The following is a 20,590-nucleotide window of genomic DNA, read 5'->3' as shown; positions in this document are numbered from 1 at the left end:
GCTAAGCTCGATATGTGCCCGGAAAACGAGATATCGCCACCCGACGTGAGCTCGTCGACCCCGCAGCGTCGCCGGTATCCCAGGATTCCCCGCACGCCGAGGCCGGGTCCGCCGCCGGGGGAAGTATCGCGCCGGTGCTGTCCTCGGTCGCGCAGGACTATCTCAAGGTGATCTGGACCGCGCAGGAGTGGTCGCAGGAGAAGGTGACGACCAAACTGCTGGCCGAACGTATCGGCGTCTCGGCGTCCACGGTCTCCGAGGCGGTGCGCAAACTCGCCGATCAGGGTCTGGTCGAACATGCCCGCTACGGGGCGATCACGCTGACCGAGGAGGGCCGCCGCGCGGCCATCACGATGGTGCGGCGGCATCGGCTGATCGAGACGTTCCTGGTCAACGAGCTCGGCTACGGCTGGGACGAGGTGCACGACGAGGCCGAGGTGCTCGAGCACGCGGTCTCCGAGACGCTGATGGAACGCATCGACACCAAACTCGGCCACCCGGACCGCGATCCGCACGGCGACCCGATCCCCTCGGTGGACGGCGCGGTGCCCACCCCGCCCGCGCGTCAGCTCAGCGATTTCCAGGCCGGTGAAAACGGCCGCGTGGCAAGGATTTCCGACTTCGATCCGGCCATGCTGCGGTATTTCGACTCGGTCGGGATCGCGCTGGATACGCCGATCGCAGTGGTGGAGCGCCGGGATTTCGCGGGCACCATCGCGGTCCGGATCGGTGATCAGACCGTGGATCTGGGTAGTCCTGCCGCCGAAGCCATCTGGCTCACGTCCTGAACGATCGGTCACCGGCACGGGAAACGAAGAACGTTCCACGGACGACATCTCCGATATGAGTCGTCGAACCGTCGCTGTGCTGCTGGGTGTTGCCGGCGCCTTCGGTGTCGCGGGAACTGCCGTAGCGGCGCCCACGATTCCCGCTCCCCCGCCGACCCTGCACTGCCATACGCCGTGGCAGTTCCCGCACGAGCAGAACGGGCGTTGGACGTGCATCGGCGGGCACGGCCCGGTGGTGCTGCCGGGACAGCACCGCTGAGTCGGCCCCGGGCAATCTCAATATTTGCCGAGGGGATGCGGGTGATCGATGTATCGCGGGAATCATGCTGCGCCATCTGCGAATCGGCGACGGGACTCGCCGCCGCCGGCGCCCGAAAGCGGCTCAGATGCTCATCGAGCAACCGGCGGCGGTCGTATCCGAGATAGTGGCCGGCAGGCCCGTAGGCAGCCACCGAACACCATCAGGTATTCGGTGCTGCGGACGGGATGGATCTGCCATATCTTCATCGGAATCGACAATCCAGCGCGGCCGCCCGCGCCCGCACTCCAGGAGTGAGCACATGCCTACGCCCGACCGTGAGATCAGCATGTTCCCGGAATGGCTGGATCGCATCCAGACCCGGTACGTGAATCCGGTGATACGCCCGCTGGCCCCGTACCTTCCGTGGTTCGCCGTCGTCGAGCATCGGGGACGCAAGTCCGGCCGGACGTATTCGACGCCGGTCAACGCCTTCCGCTTCGACGGCAAACTCTGCGTGGGCCTGGGACACGGCCGCACCGACTGGGTGAAGAACGTGCTCGCCGCCGGTGAGGCCGAGGTGCGAAGCCTCGGCCGCCGGCAGCGAATCGTCAACCCGCGCATCGTCGATCGCGAGGATGCCGGTCCCGGGCTGCCACTCGTCGCCCGGATCGCCGGGGCCCGGGTCAAGCTCTTCCTCGCCGACATCGCGACGGACTGACCGGCCCCGTCAGGGCGAGGCAGCACTCGGGCCGCTGGACGCACCGACAGCGGCATCGCCCGGACACCCGATGAACCGTCGCGATCGCGACGGTTCATCGGCCGAAATCAGTTGCGAGGGTCAGGGAATCAGGCTCATCGCGCGTTCCGCGATCGCTGTGCCGACGTCGGCCGTGGTGCTGGTTCCGCCGAGATCCGGGGTGCGGACCGCGCCCTCGGCCAGCACATCGCAGACCGCGCGGTCGATGGCGGCCGCGGCCGCGCTCTCCCCCAGATGATCGAGCATCATTGCGGCGGCGAGGATCTGGGCGACCGGGTTGGCGATCCCCTGTCCGGCGATATCGGGTGCGCTGCCGTGCACCGCCTCGAACATCGAGGGCGTATCGCGCTGTGGGTTGATATTGCCCGACGGGGCCAGCCCGAGTCCGCCGGTGACGGCCGCGGCCAGGTCGGAGAGGATGTCGCCGAACAGGTTCGACCCGACGATCACGTCCAGGCGATCCGGATGCAGCACGATCTCCGCGGCTAGCGCGTCGACGTGCATCTGCCGGGTCTGCACGGTCGGGAATTCGGCGGCGATCCGCTCGAAGACGCTGTCCCAGTAGGGCATCGAGTGAATCAGGCCATTGGATTTCGTGGCCGAGCACAACCGTCCACCGCGCGCGGCCGCCTGTTCGAAGCCGTATCGGATGATGCGCTCACACCCCGCGCGGGTGAACACCGACTCCTGTAGCACGAATTCCTCCGGGCGGCCCGGATTGTGGATGCCGCCGATCTCGGAGTACTCGCCCTCGGAATTCTCCCGGACGATCAGAATGTCCAGATCCGCCGCGGTGCGCTCGCGCAACGCCGATTCGGTGCCCGGCAGCAGACGCACCGGACGCAGATTCACGTACTGTCCGAAGGCGCGGCGCAGCGGAATCAGCAAGCCCCACAGGGAGATATGGTCCGGCACTCCCGGAAAGCCCACCGCGCCCAGCAGAATCGCGTTGAATCCGGCCAGCCGGACCGGACCGTCCGGCGGCATCATCGATCCCGTGCGCAGGTAGTTCTCGCACGAGTAGTCGAATTCGGTCCACGCGATGCCGGGCAGCACGGCGTCCACGACGCGCACCGCCTCGGCGGTCACGTCGACCCCGATGCCATCGCCGGGGATGGTCGCGATTCGGTAGGTACTCAACGAATCTCCCTCACAGTGTCACTGATGTATTCGGGCGTCCCGGGCGCGACGCTCACACCTTCACGCCGATGTACTTGGTCTCGAGGAACTCGTCGATCCCGGTGAATCCGCCCTCGCGGCCCAGACCCGACTCCTTCACCCCGCCGAACGGGGCCGCTGGGTTGGAGATCACGCCCTGGTTCAGTCCTACCAGACCGGTTTCCAGCGCCTCGCTCACGCGCAGTCCCCGGCGCAGATTCTCGGTGTAGACGTAGCCGATCAGGCCGTAGGGGGTGTCGTTGGCGCGTTCGACCGCCTCGGCCTCGGTGTCGAAGGCCGTCAGAGCCGCTACGGGGCCGAAGATCTCGGTGTGGCACATCGCGGCCTCGTCCGGCACGCCGGTGAGAACCGTTGCGGGATAGAAGTTTCCGGGTCGATCGGCGACATCGCCGCCGAGCAGGACCGTCGCGCCGCGCTGCTTCGCATCGGCCACCAGATCGGTCACCTTCGTCACCGCTTCGGTGTCGATGAGGGGGCCGACCACCGCGTCCGGCTCGGTGCCGCGGCCCATCGGCAGCGCGGCCATCCGCTCGGTGAGACGACGCGCGAAATCGTCGATGACGTTGCGCTGCACCAGGATTCGATTCGCCGCAGTACAGGTCTGACCGATGTTGCGCATCTTCGCCGCGAGCAATCCCTCCACGGCCTCGTCCAGATCGGCGTCCTCGAACACCACGAACGGCGCATTGCCGCCGAGTTCCATCGAGGTGCGCATGACCGTGCGGGCGCACTGTTCGAGCAGGATCTTGCCGACGGCGGTGGATCCGGTGAAGGAGAGTTTGCGCGAACGCGCGTCCAGGATCAGCGGCGTCATCAGCGCGGCCGGATCCGAGGTGGTCACGACGTTCACCACGCCCGCGGGCAGTCCGGCGCGGACCAGGACGTCGGCCAGGGCCAGCATGGACAGCGGGGTCTGCTCGGCGGGCTTGACCACGCAGGTGCAGCCCGCGGCCAGGGCCGGGCCGATCTTACGGGTGCCCATGGCGAGCGGGAAGTTCCACGGCGTGATGAGCAGGCTCGGCCCGACCGGCTGACGGGTGACCAGGAACCGCGAACCGCCGCCGGGCGCGGGCATGTAGCCGCCGTCCAGGCGCACGGCCTCCTCCGCGAACCAGCGGAAGAACTCTGCGGCATAAGAGATTTCGCCGCGCGCCTCGCTGAGGGGCTTGCCCATTTCCAGCGTCATGATCAGGGCGAGACGATCGGTCTCCTCGAGCAGCAGGCGGTAGGCGCGCATGAGCAGATCACTGCGTTCGCGCGGCGGGGTGGCCGCCCAGCCGGCCTGCGCGTTCGCCGCGGCGGCGAGGGCGTCCAGGCCGTCGTCGGGCGAGGCGTCGGACACCCCGCACAGCACCTGCCCGGTCGCCGGATCCTCGACCGGCAGCCGGGCGGCGGTTTCGCGCCATCCGCCACCGATGAACAGTCCCGTGGGGACGCTCTCGATCGCCAGGCGTTCGGTCTCGTTCACATCCTCGCTGGTGTGCGTCACTGTCCGCTCCTCAATCCCCGCAGACCGTTGCTGCGGGCCTGCCCGACATGATATGCATATTGTCAACAATCCTACAACAGACAATCCCCCCGACTTTCCGAGGCGGCTACCCATGTCCGAGCTCTCCCCCGTCCTCAAACAAGCCACTCCCGTCACGGTCGACCATGGTGAAGGGTGTTATCTGTACGGCACCGACGGCCGACGGTATCTGGACTTCACGGCCGGTATCGGAGTCACCAGTACCGGCCACTGCCATCCGCGGGTCGTCGAGGCCGCCCGCGCGCAGGTCGGCAGCCTCATCCACGGCCAGTACACGACCGTCATGCATCGTCCGCTGCTCGAACTCACCGAGAAGCTCGGCACGGTGCTGCCCGAGGGACTGAATTCACTGTTCTTCGCCAACTCGGGCAGCGAGGCGATCGAGGCCGCGCTGCGCCTGGTCCGGCAGGCCACCGGGCGGCCGAATGTCATCGTGTTCCACGGCGGTTTCCACGGCCGCACTGTCGCCGCGGCGACCATGACGACCTCGGGCACCCGGTTCTCGGCCGGCTTCAGCCCGCTGATGGGCGGGGTGCACGTCGCGCCGTTCCCCACCGCCTACCGCTACGGCTGGACCGAGGAGCAGGCGACGGATTTCGCACTGCGCGAACTGGATTACCTGTTCGCGACGCTGAGCTCTCCGGCGGAGACCGCGGCGTTCATCGTGGAGCCGGTGCTCGGCGAGGGCGGCTACATCCCGGGGAACACCGCGTTCTTCCAGGGCTTGCGGGAGCGCGCCGACCGGCACGGCATCCTGCTGGTGTTCGACGAGATCCAGACCGGATTCGGCCGCACCGGAAAGTTCTTCGGGCACCAGCACTTCGACGTCCGGCCCGACGTGATCACCATCGCCAAGGGCCTGGCCAGCGGCTTCCCGATCTCGGGTATCGCCGCCTCGGAGGAGTTGATGGCCAAGGCGTTGCCCGGTTCGCAGGGCGGCACATACGGCGGTAACGCGGTCGCCTGCGCCGCGGCCGTCGCGACGCTCGAGGTCATCGAATCCGAGGGCCTGGTGGAGAATGCCGCGGTGCGCGGGCGTCAGCTGGTCGAGGGGGTCCGCAAATCCGCCACCGCCGCGGTCGGCGACGTCCGCGGTCTGGGTCTGCTGGTCGGCTCCGAATTCACCACGGCCACAGGCGAACCCGACACCGCCACCGCGAGCGCGGCGCAGCGCCTGGCCGCGGAGAAGGGTCTGCTGCTGCTGACCTGCGGCGCGTACAGCAATGTCGTGCGGATGATTCCGCCGCTGGTGGTGTCCGAGAGCCAGGTCGACGACGCACTGGCCCTGTGGTCCGACGTCCTCGACGAGATCTAGAAGGGAGCCCCATGGCCCGCTACATCGACATCACCCTGACCAAGGCTGGAATCTCCTGTCGCGCAAGGCTTCTCGACGACGAAGCCCCTCGCACCTGCGCCGCGGTATGGGACGCCCTCCCCCAGGAGGGCGACGCGTTCCACGCCAAATACGCTCGCAACGAGGTCTACACCCTCGTCCCCCGCATCACCGCCGCGCCCCACCGCGAGAACCCCACCATCACACCGATACCCGGCGACGTCTGCCTGTTCGACTTCGAACCCTGGGAAATCGGCAACCCCGCCTACGGCTACGAACCCGGCTCCGAAGCCCACCACGCCCAGGGCGCAACGGATCTCGCCCTCTTCTACGGCCGCAACAACCTGCTGATCAACGGCGACATGGGCTGGGTCCCCGGCAGCGTCTTCGCCACCATCGAAGAGGGCCTGCCCGCCCTGGCCACCGCCTGCAACAACCTCTGGCTGCGCGGCGTCGAGGGCGAAACCCTCGCCTTCACCCGCGCCGAGTAGCGAGGACATCCCTCGGTACGCCGAAGCCCGGACCGCCGAGAACATCGGCGGTCCGGGCTCTTCGGCATTCCGCACCGAGCACGAAGCGCTTCGAGGCCCAGCAGAACCGTTGACCAGGCAAACCCATTGGGCGACAACAGGTTCCGGTAGAGAGACAACGGCTCCCGGTCGAGGCGACAACGGGTCCCGGTCGAGGTAGCAATCGCACGGCCGCCACGAACAGTCGACGCACCCACCGAATGTTCATATTCGGTGGGTGCGTTGTCTGTCAGGAGGCGAGGACGGTTTCCGCGAAGCGGGCTACGGCCAAAACCAGGTCGTCGGAGTGGCGGGGGCCGACGATCTGGAGGCCTACCGGCAGGCCCTCGGCGGTCGTGCCCGCGGGGATGGAGATGGCGGGTTGCTGGGTCATGTTGAAGGGGTAGGTGAAGCCCGTCCACTGGGGCCAGCTGCGCAGGCCGCTGCCCGGGGGGACGTCGTGACCGGCCTCGAAAGCGGGGATGGGCATGGTGGGGGTGATCAGGACGTCGTGGGCGGTGTGGAAGGCGCCCATCACGATGCCGACCTCGGCGGCGATGGCGCGAGCGTCCAGATAATCGACCGCCGAGTAGGTGTTGCCCTGGTCCCAGACCTCGCCGAGGCCCGGATCGACGCGCTCGCGGGTGCCCTCGGGGAATTTCGAGAGCATCGTCGCCGCGCCCGCGGCCCAGAGCAGCTCGAAAGCCTCCAGCGGATCGGCGAATCCGGGATCCGCGGTCACTACGCGCAGGCCCGCCTCGTCCAGGCGGCGCACCGCCGCCTCCACGATCGAGGCGACCTCCGGATCGACGTCGACATAGCCCAGCGTGTCCGAATAGGCGACCGTGCAACCGCGCACATCGCGGGCGAGCTGGCTGCGGAACGTCGTCAGAGTCGGCGCGAGCGCGGTGGGGTCGCGCGGATCGGTCAGCGACAGGATGTCCATCAGCAGGGCCGCGTCCTCGACGGTGCGGGTCATCGGACCCCCGTGCGCGAGCGGGCCGAACGGGCTCGCCGGATACAGCGGGATGCGTCCGTGCGTCGGCTTGAATCCGACGATGCCGCAGAAGGAGGCCGGAATCCGCACGCTGCCGCCGCCGTCGGTGCCGACCGAGATCGGGCCCATCCCGCCCGCGACAGCCGCGGCGCTACCGCCCGACGAGCCGCCCGAGGTCTTGGACAGATCCACCGGATTGCGGGTGATGCCCGTCAGCGGGCTGTCGGTGACCGCCTTCCAGGCCAGCTCGGGCGTCGTCGTCTTGCCCACGAACACCAGGCCGTCCTCGCGCAGCCGCGCGGTCACCGGGCTGTCCACCGGCCACGGCACGTCGGCTTGGATCGAGGTGGAACCGCGCAGGGTCGGCCAGCCCTCGGTCAGGAAGATGTCCTTGATCGAGATCGGCACCCCGTCCAACAGCCCCTGCACATGCCCGGCATGCCAGCGCGCCTCGGACTCCTTGGCCTGCACCATCGTCCGGTCCGGATCGACCAGACAGTACGCGTTGACCGAATCGTTGTGAGCGGCGATCGCATCCAGGACCGCGCGGGTCGCTTCCACCGGCGACAACGCACCCGCCGAGTATGCCGTGACCAGCTCGACCGCCGTCATGGCGGCGGGCTCGGTAGGCAAATCGATATCGGGGTGGGCCATAGGTGACTCCCTTCAGGCGGGCACGTAACCCAGCCTCTTGTCGACCACGTTGTCCAGCGGTCGGCCATCGATCCACTTCCGGAAGTTGTCGGCGAACGCCGCTACGATCTCGCGACGCCATCCGACGAAATCACCGGAATTGTGTGGCGTGAGGTGAACATTCGGCAGATCCCACAGCTCATGGCCTGGCGGCAGCGGCTCGGGATCGACGACATCGAGCGCCGCACCGGCCAGAGCACCGGCCCGCAGTGCCGCGACGAGATCGTCTGTCACTACTGATTCCCCACGACCGACGTTGATGAAACGGGCATGTGGTTTGAAAGCCGTAAAAGCTCGAGCATCGAACATGTTCCGGGTCTGCGCGGTCAGCGGTGTGACCGCCACCACATAATCCGCCGCGGGAAGTTCGGCGTGCAGATCGGTGCCGATGGTGCCGAAATCGGGATCGTCGGTGCGCGGGCGACGCCCCAGCCCACGCACCCGCATACCTGCCGCACGCAGCAGCCGCGCGATGGCCCGGCCGATCGATCCGGTGCCCACGATCAGCACCGACGCACCCGCGATCCGTTCGGATTCGCGATGGCGCCAGCGATGATCGCGCTGCAGGCGCTGCGATTCCGGCAGGTCCTTGGCGAAGGAGAGGATCTGCGCGAGAACGTATTCGGCGATGGAAGTGTCGAATACGCCGCGGGTGTTGGTGACGGTGACATCGCTGGCGACGAGTTCGTCGAACAGTACCGAATCGACACCGGTCGCGCCCACGTGCAACCATGACAGTCGGTCCGCCGCGGGCCAAGCACCCGGCAACGCCGTGGTCAGGAAGTCGTAGACGAACAGTACGTCGGCACCGCGCAACGCCTCGGCGAACCCATCCGCAGCCGTGTAGCGAACCTCGGCTCGCTCTTGCACCGGACGCATCAGCTGCGCATCGGGCCGAGTGCCATCGTGCAAAACGGTGACTATGGGGCCCTCTTTCACATTGACAGACTAAAAACACATCGTATGATTGTCAACAATCCGATCGTGTGCGGAGGACTACCAGGCTGGACGCGAGAGGGGCCCTCGTGGAACTGAATTTGCCCGAATTCGACGGGCCCGTGGCCCAACGGGGCATCGGCATTATCGCGCCGTTCGATCTCGCGCTGGAGCGGGAACTGTGGCGCTGGGCGCCGCTCGAGGTGAGCCTGCACCTCGCGCGCACCCCGTACGAACCGGTGCCGGTTTCGGTCGAGATGGCCGAATTGGTGTCCGACTCGACACACCTCACCGCGGCAACCCGCAACGTGCTGCACGTGGATCCCGAGGTGATCGCCTATCTGTGCACCTCGGGCAGTTTCATCAAGGGGCTGGAGTACGAGCGGTCCCTGGTCGAGACCATCTGCCGCGCCGGGGCCGCCGATGCGGTGACCACGTCGGGGGCGCTGGTCGAGGCGATCGAGAAACTCGAGATCGGCCGCCTGTCGGTGATCACCCCCTACGACGAGGTTCTCACCCACAAACTGCACGACTTCCTCGACGAGGCCGGGTGCGAGGTCATCCGCTCGGATCACCTCGGCCTGGGCGGCGGCATCTGGAAGGTCAGCTACCGCACCATCGCCGAACGCATCATCAACGCCGACGATCCGCAGGCGCAGGCGATCTTCGTCAGCTGTACCAACCTGCCCACCTACGACCTGATCGAACCGCTCGAACAGGCGCTGGGCAAACCCGTGCTCACCGCGAACCAGCTCACCATGTGGGCCTGCCTGGGCCGGATGAAACTGCCGATGATGGGGCCCGGCAAATGGCTCCAGAACGTGTTCTGACCAAAGGAGACTCATGACACCCACGATCGGTTTCATCTATCCGGACCACGCCGCCGAGGACGACTACCCCCGCGCCGCGGCGGTGCTCGGCGTAGATCTGCGCGTCGCACACATCTACGGCACCGACCTGCACGCGGTGCCCGAACTGCTCGATCTGGGCAGTCCGGCCCGGCTGCGCGAGGGCGCGGCACTGCTGGCCGGGTACGAGCCGACGGCCGTGGTGTGGGCGTGCACCTCGGGTAGCTTCGTGTACGGACCCGACGGAGCGCGCGAACAGGTCCGCGGACTCGCCGAGGTCGCCCGAGTGCCCGCGTCGAGCACCAGCTTCGCCTTCGTCAACGCGGCGCGGGCGATCGGAGTGACGCGAGTCGCGGTGTGCGCGAGCTACCCAGACGACGTGGCCCGGCTGTTCGTGGATTTCCTTGCCGCCGAAGGGATTCAGGTCCTGTCGATGTCCAGTGCGGGAATCGACACCGCCGCGGAGGTCGGCACGCTGTCCCCCGATCAGGTACTCGAACTGGCGGTGGCCAACGACCATCCCGAAGCCGAGGCGCTGCTGATTCCCGACACCGCCATGCACACCCTGGAGGTGCTGCCGAAGCTGGAAGCGGCCCTGGGCAAACCGGTACTCACGGCCAATCAGGTGACCATCTGGGAGGGGCTGCGCCTGGCCGGATATGCTCCCGACGCCGCAGCGCCGCCCGGCGCCGCCGCACCGGCCTCGGTCATCGAACCGTCGGGGCTGGGAAAGCTATTGTCGGAGAGGCTGATTCATGTCGGTGATTGAATTCGAACCGGTCAATCGGCAGTCCACCGCCGAGATGATCGCCGACCGACTCCGCGACGCCATCATGCACGGCATCCTCGGGCCCGGCGCACAGCTGGTGGAGGCCGATCTCGCCGCGCAATTCGACGTCTCGCGCGGGCCGGTCCGAGAAGCCATGCAGCGCTTGGTTTCCGAGGGCCTGCTGCACAGCATCCGGCACCGGGGCATCTTCGTCATCGAGCTGACCCCCGACGACGTGGTCGACGTCTACCGGGCCCGCACCGCCATCGAGGGCGGTGCGCTGGAACTGATCCTGGACGGCCGCCGAGTCATCGCCTACGAGGCCCTGGGCCCCAGCGTCACCGAGATGCTGACCTGCGCCGAACGCGGTGACGCCGCCGGTGTCTCCGCCGCCGACCAGGCATTCCACGAGGCGCTGGTGGAAAGCGCCGCCAGCACCCGCCTCACCCGCGCCGCGCGCACCCTGCTCATCGAGACCCGCATGTGCCTGGGCGCCCTGCAATCGGCCTACCCGGACATCCGCGAGCAGGCCCGCGAACACGTCGACCTGCGCGAGGCCATCGGCAACGGCTCACCCGCCCGCGCCCGCACCCTCCTGATCGACCACATGCACGACGCCATCGACCGCCTCCGGCCCCTGCACCCACCCGAGGCGGAGGTCCAGCCGGACGTGAGCTGAGCGACGGTCGTTCCGACAGTCATGCAGCAATAGGTAGCACATGGTGCCACACGCGCACTAAGATAAAGCCTGTGAGCCCGCAGCCAGAGATTACTCAGCGAGATCTCCGCAATAGATCCAAAGAGATCATGGACGCCGTCCAACACGGTCAGTCGTTCACCGTCACGCGAGACGGACATCAGATCGGCGAACTGATCCCGCTGCGTCGCCGACGCCGCTTCGTTGATCGAGCAGAGTTTGTCGCCATGTCACGCACCGCCCCGGCTATGGACGTCGATGCCTTCCGGGCTGACCAGGAAGCCGCCCTCGACCACGAAGCGAGCAGCCCTTATGACCGCTGACTCGGTTGAGGCCGGACTGCTGGACACGAACATTCTCATCCTGCGTCAGTTCATCGATCCGGCCGAACTACCAATGCGGATGGCCATCAGCGCAATAACTCTCGCCGAGTTGTCGGCGGGCCCGCACGAGGTACGCACGAACGCCGAACAAGACATCTACAACGAGCACGAGGAACGCGCCCGTCGCCTTGATGTCCTGCAGCGAGCCGAGAACGAATTCGATCCGATCCCGTTCGATGCGCACGCAGCTCGGGTATACGGGCGAATTGCGGCCTCCGTGATCGCGATAGGCCGCAAACCCCGACGGCGGTTGGCAGATCTGATGATCGCCGCCACTGCAATCGTAGAAGAACTGCCCCTGTTCACAGCCAACCCCGACGATTACCTCGGACTGGACAAACTGCTCACGGTTGTATCTGTGACACGACCACCGATCTGAGACCTAGGGGCCGCGATGGTCTTGTGGCTCAGTCGATCAGGCCGCGGGGGCGGACCACCAGGACGGGTGAGGAGCGTTTGCCCTTCTCTTCCAGCAGGGCAATGGCTCGGCCGTCGTCGGTGAGGGCGGCATGGACGCCGGGTTGGCCGATCGGGTCGAGCCAGCGCCCGTCGCGCAGGAATTCGGTCTGCTCGGGGGTGATGGTGCGATGTGGGAAGGCAAGGCGCGCGGCGGAATCGATGTCGAGGTTCAGGGTTGGGTCCTCGGCCAGGGATTCCAGGGTGCGGGCGTGGTCCAGGGTGAACGGGCCCACTCGGGTGCGCCGCAGGGCGGTGAGATGGCCACCGACGCCGAGGCTTTCGCCCAGATCGCGGGCCAGGGCGCGGATGTAGGTGCCCGAGGAGCATTCGACCTCGACGTCCAGATCCACGAATGTGGTTGTGCCGGTGTCGATATCACGTCGGGCGAGTAGATCGAAGCGGGAGACGGCGACCGGGCGCGCGGCGAGTTGAACGTCTTCCCCCGCACGGGCGCGAGCGTAGGCGCGTTCACCGTCGACCTTGATCGCGCTGACCGTCGCCGGGACCTGCTCGATATCGCCGGTCAATCGCGCTGTGCCGGAAGCGATATCGGCGTCGGCGAGGTGTGCGGCCGGTGTGGTGGCGAGGATCTCGCCCTCGGCGTCGTCGGTGACGGTGGACCGGCCCAGCCGGATCGTCGCGGAATACGCCTTGGTGGTGAGGCTGAGCAGGCCGAGCATCTTCGTCGCACGCTCCACACCCAGCACCAGCACGCCGGTTGCCATCGGATCCAGAGTTCCCGCGTGGCCGATCTTGCGGGTGCGCAGGATCTTTCGGCAGCGGGCCACCACATCGTGACTGGTCATACCGCCGGCTTTATCCACGATCAGCAGACCGCCGAGCGCATCCACCAGCGCGGGTTCGCGGCCCATCAGCCGACCGCGATGGCGGTCAGGATCAGCCCCTCGGTGATCAGCCAGCGCCCGTCGAAGGACGACAGCGGTGCGCCGCCGTCGGTGGTCTGCCCCGGGACCAGCAGTTCGCTGCGGAAACCACCCGAGGCGCCGTCGTCATCGATGGTGAAGGTGATGTGCGCGTCCTCGAATCCCAACCAGCGCAACGTCAATGGGAACCACGCCTTGTAGGTAGCCTCCTTGGCGCAGAACAGCAGCCGGTCCAGGTGCAGACCCGTCGCCGGGAGCGCGCCGTCGAGCCAGGTGCGTTCCGCTGGCAGGCTGACCGAATCCAGCACGCCCTCGGGCAGCGGACCGTGCGGCTCGGCGTCGATCCCGACCGACCGCCAGCGCAACCGGTGCGCCAGCGCGGCGGCCCGATATCCATCGCAATGGGTGAGACTGCCGACGACACCGCGCGGGAAGATCGGCATACCCCGCTCCCCCTTGCCGATCGCCACCTGCGGCTCACCCAGCTGCGCCAGCGCCTGCCGCGCACAATACCGAGCGCCGATGAAATCCCGCCGCCGCTTCTCCACCGATTTGGCGATCAGATGCTCCTCACCCGGATGCACCCGCAAATCCTCGGGATACCGCACCAATTCCGACGTGGCCACACCGCTGGGCAGAATTCTGCCGAGAATGCGTGCGGGCCCGCTGCTTTCGGTGCGGTCACTGGTCCCATCGGACACGCTGCCTGCCGCATGCATCTCGCTCGCCGACTCCTCGATGACCGCCTCCTGAATCGCTGCCTACCTGCTCCACGAGCCTAGCCGAGGACCTGCCGACGCCATCCGGGCAGCCGTCGGGGAGGGCGATCGACCGGTTCGACGCCGTACCTGATCGCCGAAGGCAGTCTGCGACGGTCCGGACACCGACGCGGTCGGGGCCATCGGCGGACCTGAAAGCTCACAGCGCCGAGCGTCGTATTCTCTCGGCCGTCGCCCGTATCGAGCCGTGGCGGCTCGGCCCGACTCAGGCGAGGCCGCGGCGGCGCTCGGCCATCTGACGCATCTTCTCCGCGGCCTCGGCCATTTCCGGGGTGACCTTGAAGTGGCCGCCCCACTCGTTCAGGTCGTCCGGGCCGTAGTTCGGGGCGGGCAGGATCTGGCGCAGGAGGTTGTCGGGGAGACCGCGACGTTTCCATTCGCGCGGGTAACCGAGCGAGACCTCCTCGAAGCGAACGCCGTCGTAGAACGTGGTGCGCGGAATGTGCAGGTGGCCGTAGACCGAGCAGACGACGTTGTAGCGGGTGTGCCAGTCGGCGGTGAGTTGGGTGCCGCACCACAGCGCGAACTCCGGATAGAACAGCATCCGGGTGGGTTCGCGGTTCAGCGGGAAGTGGTTGATCAGCACGACCGGCGTACCGGGCTCGAGATCGTCGAGACGGCGGCGGGTGTACTTCACCCGGGCCTCACACCAGGCGTCCCGGGTGATGTACGGGTCCGGAGAGAGCAGGAATTCGTCGGTGGCGACGACATTGCGGTCGCGGGCGATACGCAGCGCATCGGTCGCGGTGTACGCGCCCTCGGGCATCCACGAGTAGTCGTACAGCACGAACATCGGCGCGAGAGTCACCGGACCGCCGAACTCCTGCGAACCCTCGCCCTCCCACACCGGGAACGGGTCCTCGGGCGTGATCACGTCCAGGTCGCGGCACAGCGCCACCAGATAGTCGTAGCGCGCCGCGCCGCGCATCTGCACCGGATCCTTGGCCGTGGTCCACAGTTCGTGATTCCCGGGCACCCAGATCACCTTGGCGAAGCGCTCCCGCAGGATGCGCAGCGCCCAGCGGATGTCGTCACTGCGCTCCCCGACGTCCCCGGCGACGATCAGCCAGTCCTCGGGCGAGTCGGGGCGGATCGCCTCGACCACGGGCTTGTTGCCCTGATGCCCGACATGGATATCGCTCACCGCCATCAGCTTCGGAACCACCCGGCACAACCTCTCTGCTCGCCCGCGTCCCCTGCGTAACCGCGGCTATCTTCTCCACATTCCCATGCATCCGGGCCCGCGGGCCAACCGTGCTACGACGGCAGTTCCGCCCCCACCCGCGCCCAGCGGCCCGAAACCGCCCGGATACCGACCGCGACCAGGCGTGCGACGATGAACCCGCTCAGGCCCGCCCAGATTCCGGCGATCCCCCAGTGGAAGACCAGCGACAGCCAGATCATCGGCAGGAAACCGAGCAGGCCCGCCAGCATCGTGGTGTTGCGCAGATAGGCCGCGTCGCCCGCGCCGAGCAGCACACCGTCCAGGGCGAAGACCACCCCTGCCACCGAAATCAGCGGAACGAAGAACCACCAGATGACGTGGACCCGGTCCAGGACCTGCCCGTCGCGAGTGAACAACTCCGGCACCAGGACGCTGCCCGCCGCGAAGATCACCGCGAGCACGACCGCGAACAGCGTCGACCAGGCCGTGATCCGCCGCGCGAGCCGCTGCGCACCGGCCGCATGGCCCGCGCCCAGCGCAGCGCCCACCAGCGTCTGCGCCGCGATCGCCAGCGAGTCCAGCGTCAGGCTGAGGAAATTCCACAGCTGCAACACCAGCTGATGCGCCGCCACCGAGGCCGCGCCGAATCGGGACGCCACCGCGCCCGCGGAGACGAAACATGCCTGAAAGGCGAAGCTGCGCATGATGAGATCGCGGCCGAGCCGCAGTTGATCGCGCATCACCTCCGGCTGGGGAGCCAGCGGAACCTGTTGCCGCACGAGCGAACTCAGGAACAACCCGCCCGAAACCAGCTGCCCGGCCAGATTCGCCGTCGCGGATCCGGCCAGTCCCATCCGGGGCGCGCCCAGCAGCCCGTGCACCAGCGTCGGGCACAGGATGGCCGAAATCACCAGTCCCGCGATCACATACACCAGCGGACGGCGTATCCGCTGGACACCGCGCATCCAGCCGTTCCCGGCGTTGGCCAGCAGGATCATCGGCACGCCGCAGCAGGCGATGCGCACCCAGCGCACGGCCTCGTCCGCGATATCGGCCCGCCCCGCGACCGCATGGGTGATCGGCGCCGCGAACACCTCCAGCACGACGATGATCGCCACACCGATACCGATCGCCAGCCAACTGGCCTGCACACCTTCCCCCACGGCCCCGCGGGTGTCCCCCGCCCCGTGCCGCCGAGCCGCCCGCGCGGTGGTGCCGTAACTCAGGAACGTCAGCTGTGTGCTCACCAGCCCGAGAATCAGCCCGCCGACCGCGAGCCCCGCCAACGCCAGCGCGCCCAACCGCCCGACCACCGCCATATCGAACAGCAGATAGATCGGTTCGGCCACCAGCACGCCCAAGGTCGGAATCGCGATCCGCAGAATCCGCCCCGGACCGGCCGCCGGAAGTTCGGGCCGCTCGGCGTCCTCCCTCGCCACCTGCTCACGCACCGCGTCACCGGACATCGCGCCCACCCCTCCCGCAGTCATCCGCATCACCGGACAGTGCACCGCCGATCGAGCTCACGACATCCCTTCCCGATCGCTCGTCACATCGGACACCACGATCGCACAGGGGTCCGACAAGTCGCCTACCGGGCACGATCCCGGCGAAGATGCTGGTACGGACGCCGCTCGCGCCGAACGCGCGTCACTGCGACGTCGAAACGGACAGATATGCATCGTCAACCGCGGTGAACAGCCGAGGGCCGGTGTGATACAACCCCTCGCTGGTAACCATTCGGCTAACCGGCGGTCTCGAGGGCCGACAACAGGGAGGCGACCAGGTGCTCCGGCGTTCCGGTGGTCGTGTAGCCCGCCGCGTAGCGGTGGCCGCCGCCGCCCAGGACGGCCGCGACCCGAGCCACGTCCACGCCGTCGTCCGCGCCGATGCCCGAAGCGCGGGAACGCAGGGAGACCGTCCAGAGTTCGCAGGTGGTGCGAGATTCCTTGAACACCACCGCGATCGCGGCCTCGGCCGTGGTGCGGATGACGTCGATGACGCTCTCGACCTCCTCCGAACGCACCCCGTCCATATCGTCGCGGCGCACGAAGACGTAGACCAGTCCCGCGCCACTGGCGGCCGACGGTTCTAGCCGCGCGGTGTCCAGCACCCGCGAGAGCATGCCGAGCCAGCCGAACGGATGGGTGTCCATCAGCGTCCGGGTGATGCCCGCGCCATCGATACCGGTAGACAGCAATCTTTCGGCAAGTCTGTGCGTGCCGGGGCCCGCCCATTTGAACGATCCGGTGTCGGTCACCAGACCCGCGAACAGGCAGAAGGCGATGTCGTAATCGATCGGCTCGCCCCAGGCATCGAGGACCCGAGCCACCAGCGCGGTGGTCGACTCCGCGGTCGGGTCCACCACGTTCACCGAGCCGAAACAAGTGTTCGAGCGATGATGGTCGAGCACCAGAGTCGTTGCCGCACCGCCGATCCGGTCCGCCAGCGCCCCGAGCCGGCCAGCGCTGCCGCAATCCACGGCGACCAGCACGTCCACCTCGGCGGGCACCTGGTCCGGCGGCACCAGGTGTTCGGTGCCGGGCAGCGATCGCATCGAGACCGGTAAGTCGGCCGGTGCGGCGAAGGCAACCCGCACCGGGGTCCCGCGCCGGTGCAGCACCTGCGCGAGAGCCAACCCGCTGCCGATGGTATCGGCGTCGGGCTGAACGTGACACAGCACGGTCACCGACCGCGCCGTATCCAGAACCTGCACGGCCGCAGCGAGATCGGCCGCCGGCGTTACTGCTGTCATGGTCTCGACCACGTTTCCTCTGGCGGCCGAACCGATGACCGGCCCGACCGCGGTGACCACGAGAACGCGGTCAGTCTTCCTCGTCCGATTCGGTCTTGTAGGGGTCGGCGTCGCCCGCGTGGGTCGCATTCGCGGCCACCTGGGCAACCCGCTCGTCGACCGCACGGGCCCGAGCGAGCAACTCCTCCATCTCCCGCGCCGCATCCGGCACGGTGTCCAGGACGAATGCCAGCGAGGGGGTGAACTTGATCCCCGTCGCGGCGCCGACCTTGGACCGCAGTACGCCCTTGGCCTTGTCCAGACCCGCGGCCGCGCCCGCGTAATCCGGCTCGGACTGCAGATTCTCGCCCAGCACGGTGTAGTAAACGGTCGCCTCGCGCAGATCACCGGTCACCTTGGCGTCGGTGATCGTCACGAAACTCAGTCGCGGATCTTTGATCTCGTATTCGATCGCCGTACCCACGATCGAGACGATCCGCTTCGCGAGTCGGCGTGCCCTGGCTTGATCCACCATGGCGTCCTCCTGAAGTATCCACTAGCGGCGGACACGATGCCGCCGGTCAGTCCTCTGGCCCGAAGATTCTGCGGCGTACTGCCAGCAACTCTAACTCCGGACGAGCCGCAACGTGGCGCTCGCATTTGTCCAGCACCTGCGTGAGATGACCCATCTCGGAGCTGACCAGCGCGACGCCCAGCAGGGTACGACGATGTTTGTCGTGCTCTCCGCCCTCGGCCGCGCTGACGCCGAAACGCTGCAACTCGGCCACGACCGGACGGATCACGGAACGCTTCTGCTTGAGCGAATGAACGTCGCCGAGCAGTATGTCGAACTCGAGCGCTCCGATGAACAAGGGCTCACCTCTTTGTTTTCAGCGGTACCGACCCGCCCACCGCCGCCGCCCCGCCGCTTGCGGCCGGGTGACCCGGCCGCAAGCGAAGCGCGACGACGATGTGACAGGTACGATTCCGCTCAGTCCCGCGGCTTCTCCCGAAGCTCGAAGGCCTCGATGATGTCGCCTTCCTTGATGTCGTTGTAGCCCAGGGTGATACCACATTCGAAGCCCTCGCGAGCCTCCATGACATCGTCCTTCTCCCGGCGCAACGACTGCAGCGTCGTCTCGGCGACTACCACGCTGTCGCGGATCAGGCGCACCTTGGCGTTGCGCTTGACCGACCCCGCGGTGACCATACAACCGGCGATATTGCCGATCTTCGAGGAGCGGAAGATCGCCCGGATCTCCGCGCGCCCCAGCTCGACCTCTTCGTAGATCGGCTTGAGCATGCCCTTGAGGGCCTTCTCGATCTCGTCGATGGCCTGGTAGATCACCGAGTAGTACCGGATGTCCACGCCCTCGCGGTTGGCCAGCTCGGTAGCTTTACCCTCCGCGCGCACGTTGAATCCGATGATGATCGCGTTGGACGCCGAGGCCAGGTTGACGTTGGTCTCGGTGACGCCACCGACACCGCGGTCGATGACCCGCAGCCGCACCTCGTCGCTGATCTCGATGCCCAGCAGGGCCTCCTCGAGCGCCTCGACGGTACCCGAGTTGTCGCCCTTGAGGATCAGGTTCAGCTCCGAGGTCTCCTTCAGAGCGGCATCCAGATCTTCCAGGCTGATCCGCTTGCGGCTGCGCGCGGCCAGCGCGTTGCGCTTGCGCGCATTGCGGCGGTCGGCGATCTGCCGCGCGATGCGGTCCTCCTCGACGACGAGCAGGTTGTCACCCGCGCCGGGCACCGACGTGAAGCCGATGACCTGGACCGGGCGCGACGGCAGGGCCGCGTCCACGTCCTCGCCGTGCTCGTCGACCATGCGGCGCACACGCCCGTAGGCATCGCCCGCGACGATCGAGTCGCCGACCCGCAGGGTGCCGCGCTGGATGAGCACGGTCGCCACCGGGCCACGGCCGCGGTCCAGGTGCGCCTCGATGGCGACACCCTGCGCGTCCATGTCGGGGTTGGCCCGCAGATCCAGCGCCGCGTCCGCGGTCAGCACGACCGCTTCCAGCAGACCCTGGATGTTGATGTTCTCCCGGGCGGAGATGTCGACGAACATGGTGTCGCCACCGAATTCCTCGGCCACCAGGTTGTACTCGGTCAGCTGCTGGCGGATCTTCTGGGGGTTCGCCCCCTCCTTGTCGATCTTGTTGACCGCCACCACGATCGGCACGTCCGCGGCCTGCGCGTGGTTGATCGCCTCCACCGTCTGCGGCATCACGCCGTCGTCGGCGGCGACCACCAGCACCGCGATGTCCGTGGACTTCGCACCACGGGCACGCATGGCGGTGAACGCCTCGTGACCCGGGGTGTCGATGAAGGTGATCAGGCGTTCCTCGTCGTTGACGTTCGTCAGGACCTGGTAGGCGCCGATGTGCTGGGTGATGCCGCCGGCCTCGCCCTCGCGGACGTTGGTCTTGCGGATGGTGTCCAGCAGTCGGGTCTTACCGTGGTCGACGTGGCCCATGACGGTGACCACCGGCGGACGGACCTGCAGGTCGTCCTCGCCGCCCTCGTCCTCGCCGTAGGTGAGGTCGAAGCTCTCCAGCAGCTCGCGGTCCTCGTCCTCCGGGGAGACCACGTGCACGACGTAGTTCATCTCGCCGCCGAGCAGCTCGAGCGTCTCGTCGTTCACCGACTGGGTCGCGGTGACCATCTCACCGAGGTTGAACAGCGCCTGCACCAGCGAGGCCGGGTTGGCGTTGATCTTCTCGGCGAAGTCCGACAGCGAAGCGCCGCGGGCGAGCCGGATGATCTCGCCGTTGCCGCGCGGCAGCCGCACGCCGCCGACGGCGGGCGCCTGCATCGAGTCGTATTCCTGGCGCTTCTGCCGCTTGGACTTGCGGCCGCGACGCGGCGCGCCACCGGGACGCCCGAAGGCGCCCGCGGCACCGCC

22 protein-coding genes are annotated in these 20,590 nt (G+C 67.6%); 10 read left to right on the top strand and 12 right to left on the bottom strand.

Annotation, left to right across the window (positions count from 1 at the left end; genetic code table 11):
- The first annotated feature begins 125 nt into the window (after nucleotides 1-125).
- The 3 genes from NM2_RS35765 to NM2_RS35755 all read left to right on the top strand — a co-directional run bounded on the left by NM2_RS35765 (nucleotide 126) and on the right by NM2_RS35755 (nucleotide 1,747).
- On the top strand, nucleotides 126-788 hold the full coding sequence (locus NM2_RS35765) for a metal-dependent transcriptional regulator (RefSeq protein WP_169816299.1): 663 nt from the start codon (nucleotides 126-128) through the stop codon (nucleotides 786-788).
- Between the two features lie 55 nt (nucleotides 789-843).
- Nucleotides 844-1,047, top strand: coding sequence for a hypothetical protein (locus NM2_RS35760; protein WP_067678526.1), 204 nt, complete (start codon nucleotides 844-846; stop codon nucleotides 1,045-1,047).
- 301 nt (nucleotides 1,048-1,348) lie between these two features.
- Complete coding sequence (locus NM2_RS35755; RefSeq protein ID WP_157121540.1) at nucleotides 1,349-1,747, top strand: nitroreductase family deazaflavin-dependent oxidoreductase; 399 nt, start codon at nucleotides 1,349-1,351, stop codon at nucleotides 1,745-1,747.
- Nucleotides 1,748-1,867: 120 nt separating this feature from the next.
- Here NM2_RS35755 and NM2_RS35750 read toward each other — a convergent pair whose 3' ends face one another.
- Both NM2_RS35750 and NM2_RS35745 read right to left on the bottom strand, forming a co-directional pair.
- On the bottom strand, nucleotides 1,868-2,926 hold the full coding sequence (locus NM2_RS35750; protein WP_067678518.1) for a tartrate dehydrogenase: 1,059 nt from the start codon (nucleotides 2,924-2,926) through the stop codon (nucleotides 1,868-1,870).
- Nucleotides 2,927-2,978: 52 nt separating this feature from the next.
- On the bottom strand, nucleotides 2,979-4,388 hold the full coding sequence (locus NM2_RS35745) for an NAD-dependent succinate-semialdehyde dehydrogenase (RefSeq protein ID WP_218026055.1): 1,410 nt from the start codon (nucleotides 4,386-4,388) through the stop codon (nucleotides 2,979-2,981).
- 178 nt (nucleotides 4,389-4,566) lie between these two features.
- On the opposite strand from NM2_RS35745, the gene NM2_RS35740 reads away from it, so the two are divergent.
- Together NM2_RS35740 and NM2_RS35735 are read left to right on the top strand one after the other, a co-directional pair.
- Complete coding sequence (locus NM2_RS35740) at nucleotides 4,567-5,808, top strand: aspartate aminotransferase family protein (protein WP_067678515.1); 1,242 nt, start codon at nucleotides 4,567-4,569, stop codon at nucleotides 5,806-5,808.
- Nucleotides 5,809-5,819: 11 nt separating this feature from the next.
- Nucleotides 5,820-6,317 (top strand): DUF3830 family protein, encoded by a 498-nt coding sequence (locus NM2_RS35735; RefSeq protein ID WP_067678512.1) that lies wholly within the window; start codon nucleotides 5,820-5,822, stop codon nucleotides 6,315-6,317.
- 268 nt (nucleotides 6,318-6,585) lie between these two features.
- Here the strand turns inward: NM2_RS35735 and NM2_RS35730 are convergent, their stop codons facing one another.
- Together NM2_RS35730 and NM2_RS35725 are read right to left on the bottom strand one after the other, a co-directional pair.
- The gene (locus tag NM2_RS35730) at nucleotides 6,586-7,971 is read right to left on the bottom strand and encodes an amidase (protein WP_218026054.1); all 1,386 of its coding nucleotides are present in this window, start codon (nucleotides 7,969-7,971) and stop codon (nucleotides 6,586-6,588) included.
- Between the two features lie 27 nt (nucleotides 7,972-7,998).
- Nucleotides 7,999-8,964, bottom strand: coding sequence for a D-2-hydroxyacid dehydrogenase (locus NM2_RS35725; protein ID WP_157121538.1), 966 nt, complete (start codon nucleotides 8,962-8,964; stop codon nucleotides 7,999-8,001).
- A gap of 86 nt (nucleotides 8,965-9,050) precedes the next feature.
- Between NM2_RS35725 and NM2_RS35720 the strand changes: the two genes are divergently transcribed.
- The 5 genes from NM2_RS35720 (at nucleotide 9,051) to NM2_RS35700 (ending at nucleotide 12,037) form a co-directional block, all read left to right on the top strand.
- Nucleotides 9,051-9,791, top strand: coding sequence for a maleate cis-trans isomerase family protein (locus tag NM2_RS35720; RefSeq protein ID WP_067678503.1), 741 nt, complete (start codon nucleotides 9,051-9,053; stop codon nucleotides 9,789-9,791).
- A 13-nt stretch (nucleotides 9,792-9,804) separates the two neighbouring features.
- Nucleotides 9,805-10,578, top strand: coding sequence for a maleate cis-trans isomerase family protein (locus NM2_RS35715; RefSeq protein WP_084531904.1), 774 nt, complete (start codon nucleotides 9,805-9,807; stop codon nucleotides 10,576-10,578).
- Nucleotides 10,565-11,257, top strand: coding sequence for a GntR family transcriptional regulator (locus NM2_RS35710; protein WP_067678499.1), 693 nt, complete (start codon nucleotides 10,565-10,567; stop codon nucleotides 11,255-11,257). Before NM2_RS35715 ends, NM2_RS35710 begins: the two co-directional genes overlap by 14 nt.
- Before the next feature lie 71 nt (nucleotides 11,258-11,328).
- Nucleotides 11,329-11,598, top strand: a complete 270-nt coding sequence (locus tag NM2_RS35705) for a type II toxin-antitoxin system Phd/YefM family antitoxin (RefSeq protein WP_067678495.1) — start codon at nucleotides 11,329-11,331, stop codon at nucleotides 11,596-11,598.
- Nucleotides 11,588-12,037 carry a type II toxin-antitoxin system VapC family toxin gene (locus NM2_RS35700; protein ID WP_067678494.1) on the top strand — a complete coding sequence of 150 codons (450 nt, stop codon included), beginning with the start codon at nucleotides 11,588-11,590 and terminating at the stop codon, nucleotides 12,035-12,037. Before NM2_RS35705 ends, NM2_RS35700 begins: the two co-directional genes overlap by 11 nt.
- Before the next feature lie 28 nt (nucleotides 12,038-12,065).
- On the opposite strand, the gene truB is transcribed toward NM2_RS35700, so the two are convergent.
- The 8 genes from truB to infB all read right to left on the bottom strand — a co-directional run.
- Nucleotides 12,066-12,989 (bottom strand): tRNA pseudouridine(55) synthase TruB, encoded by a 924-nt coding sequence (truB, locus tag NM2_RS35695; protein WP_067678492.1) that lies wholly within the window; start codon nucleotides 12,987-12,989, stop codon nucleotides 12,066-12,068.
- A complete protein-coding gene (npt, locus tag NM2_RS35690; protein WP_067678678.1) occupies nucleotides 12,989-13,654 on the bottom strand; it encodes a 4'-phosphopantetheinyl transferase Npt in 666 nt (221 codons plus the stop codon). Before npt ends, truB begins: the two co-directional genes overlap by 1 nt.
- Nucleotides 13,655-13,985: 331 nt before the next feature.
- Entirely contained in the window at nucleotides 13,986-14,945 is a 960-nt protein-coding gene (locus NM2_RS35685; RefSeq protein WP_157121536.1) for a metallophosphoesterase family protein, read from the bottom strand.
- A gap of 92 nt (nucleotides 14,946-15,037) precedes the next feature.
- Nucleotides 15,038-16,435 carry an MATE family efflux transporter gene (locus NM2_RS35680; protein ID WP_245718365.1) on the bottom strand — a complete coding sequence of 466 codons (1,398 nt, stop codon included), beginning with the start codon at nucleotides 16,433-16,435 and terminating at the stop codon, nucleotides 15,038-15,040.
- A gap of 254 nt (nucleotides 16,436-16,689) precedes the next feature.
- Nucleotides 16,690-17,700, bottom strand: a complete 1,011-nt coding sequence (locus NM2_RS35675; protein ID WP_067678672.1) for a DHH family phosphoesterase — start codon at nucleotides 17,698-17,700, stop codon at nucleotides 16,690-16,692.
- 70 nt (nucleotides 17,701-17,770) lie between these two features.
- Nucleotides 17,771-18,214, bottom strand: coding sequence for a 30S ribosome-binding factor RbfA (rbfA, locus tag NM2_RS35670; RefSeq protein WP_067678488.1), 444 nt, complete (start codon nucleotides 18,212-18,214; stop codon nucleotides 17,771-17,773).
- Between the two features lie 46 nt (nucleotides 18,215-18,260).
- Complete coding sequence (locus NM2_RS35665) at nucleotides 18,261-18,551, bottom strand: DUF503 domain-containing protein (RefSeq protein WP_040825781.1); 291 nt, start codon at nucleotides 18,549-18,551, stop codon at nucleotides 18,261-18,263.
- Nucleotides 18,552-18,670: 119 nt separating this feature from the next.
- Nucleotides 18,671-20,590: translation initiation factor IF-2 (gene infB, locus NM2_RS35660; protein ID WP_067678485.1), on the bottom strand; the 1,920-nt coding region annotated here is incomplete at its 5' end.

It is taken from the genome of Nocardia miyunensis NBRC 108239, from assembly GCF_001613065.1.
Taxonomy (GTDB): domain Bacteria; phylum Actinomycetota; class Actinomycetes; order Mycobacteriales; family Mycobacteriaceae; genus Nocardia; species Nocardia miyunensis.
The sequence above is the reverse complement of the archived record's forward strand: the minus strand, read 5'-3'. Positions and strand labels throughout refer to the sequence as shown.

Coding starts and splice junctions, on each gene's coding strand:
- truB (WP_067678492.1), bottom strand. CDS start 12,989: ATGGGCCGCGAACCCGCGCTGGTGGATGCGCTCGGCGGTCTGCTGATC.
- NM2_RS35700 (WP_067678494.1), top strand. CDS start 11,588: ATGACCGCTGACTCGGTTGAGGCCGGACTGCTGGACACGAACATTCTC.
- rbfA (WP_067678488.1), bottom strand. CDS start 18,214: ATGGTGGATCAAGCCAGGGCACGCCGACTCGCGAAGCGGATCGTCTCG.
- NM2_RS35755 (WP_157121540.1), top strand. CDS start 1,349: ATGCCTACGCCCGACCGTGAGATCAGCATGTTCCCGGAATGGCTGGAT.
- NM2_RS35740 (WP_067678515.1), top strand. CDS start 4,567: ATGTCCGAGCTCTCCCCCGTCCTCAAACAAGCCACTCCCGTCACGGTC.
- NM2_RS35760 (WP_067678526.1), top strand. CDS start 844: ATGAGTCGTCGAACCGTCGCTGTGCTGCTGGGTGTTGCCGGCGCCTTC.
- NM2_RS35680 (WP_245718365.1), bottom strand. CDS start 16,435: ATGACTGCGGGAGGGGTGGGCGCGATGTCCGGTGACGCGGTGCGTGAG.
- NM2_RS35715 (WP_084531904.1), top strand. CDS start 9,805: ATGACACCCACGATCGGTTTCATCTATCCGGACCACGCCGCCGAGGAC.
- NM2_RS35710 (WP_067678499.1), top strand. CDS start 10,565: ATGTCGGTGATTGAATTCGAACCGGTCAATCGGCAGTCCACCGCCGAG.
- NM2_RS35675 (WP_067678672.1), bottom strand. CDS start 17,700: ATGACAGCAGTAACGCCGGCGGCCGATCTCGCTGCGGCCGTGCAGGTT.
- NM2_RS35735 (WP_067678512.1), top strand. CDS start 5,820: ATGGCCCGCTACATCGACATCACCCTGACCAAGGCTGGAATCTCCTGT.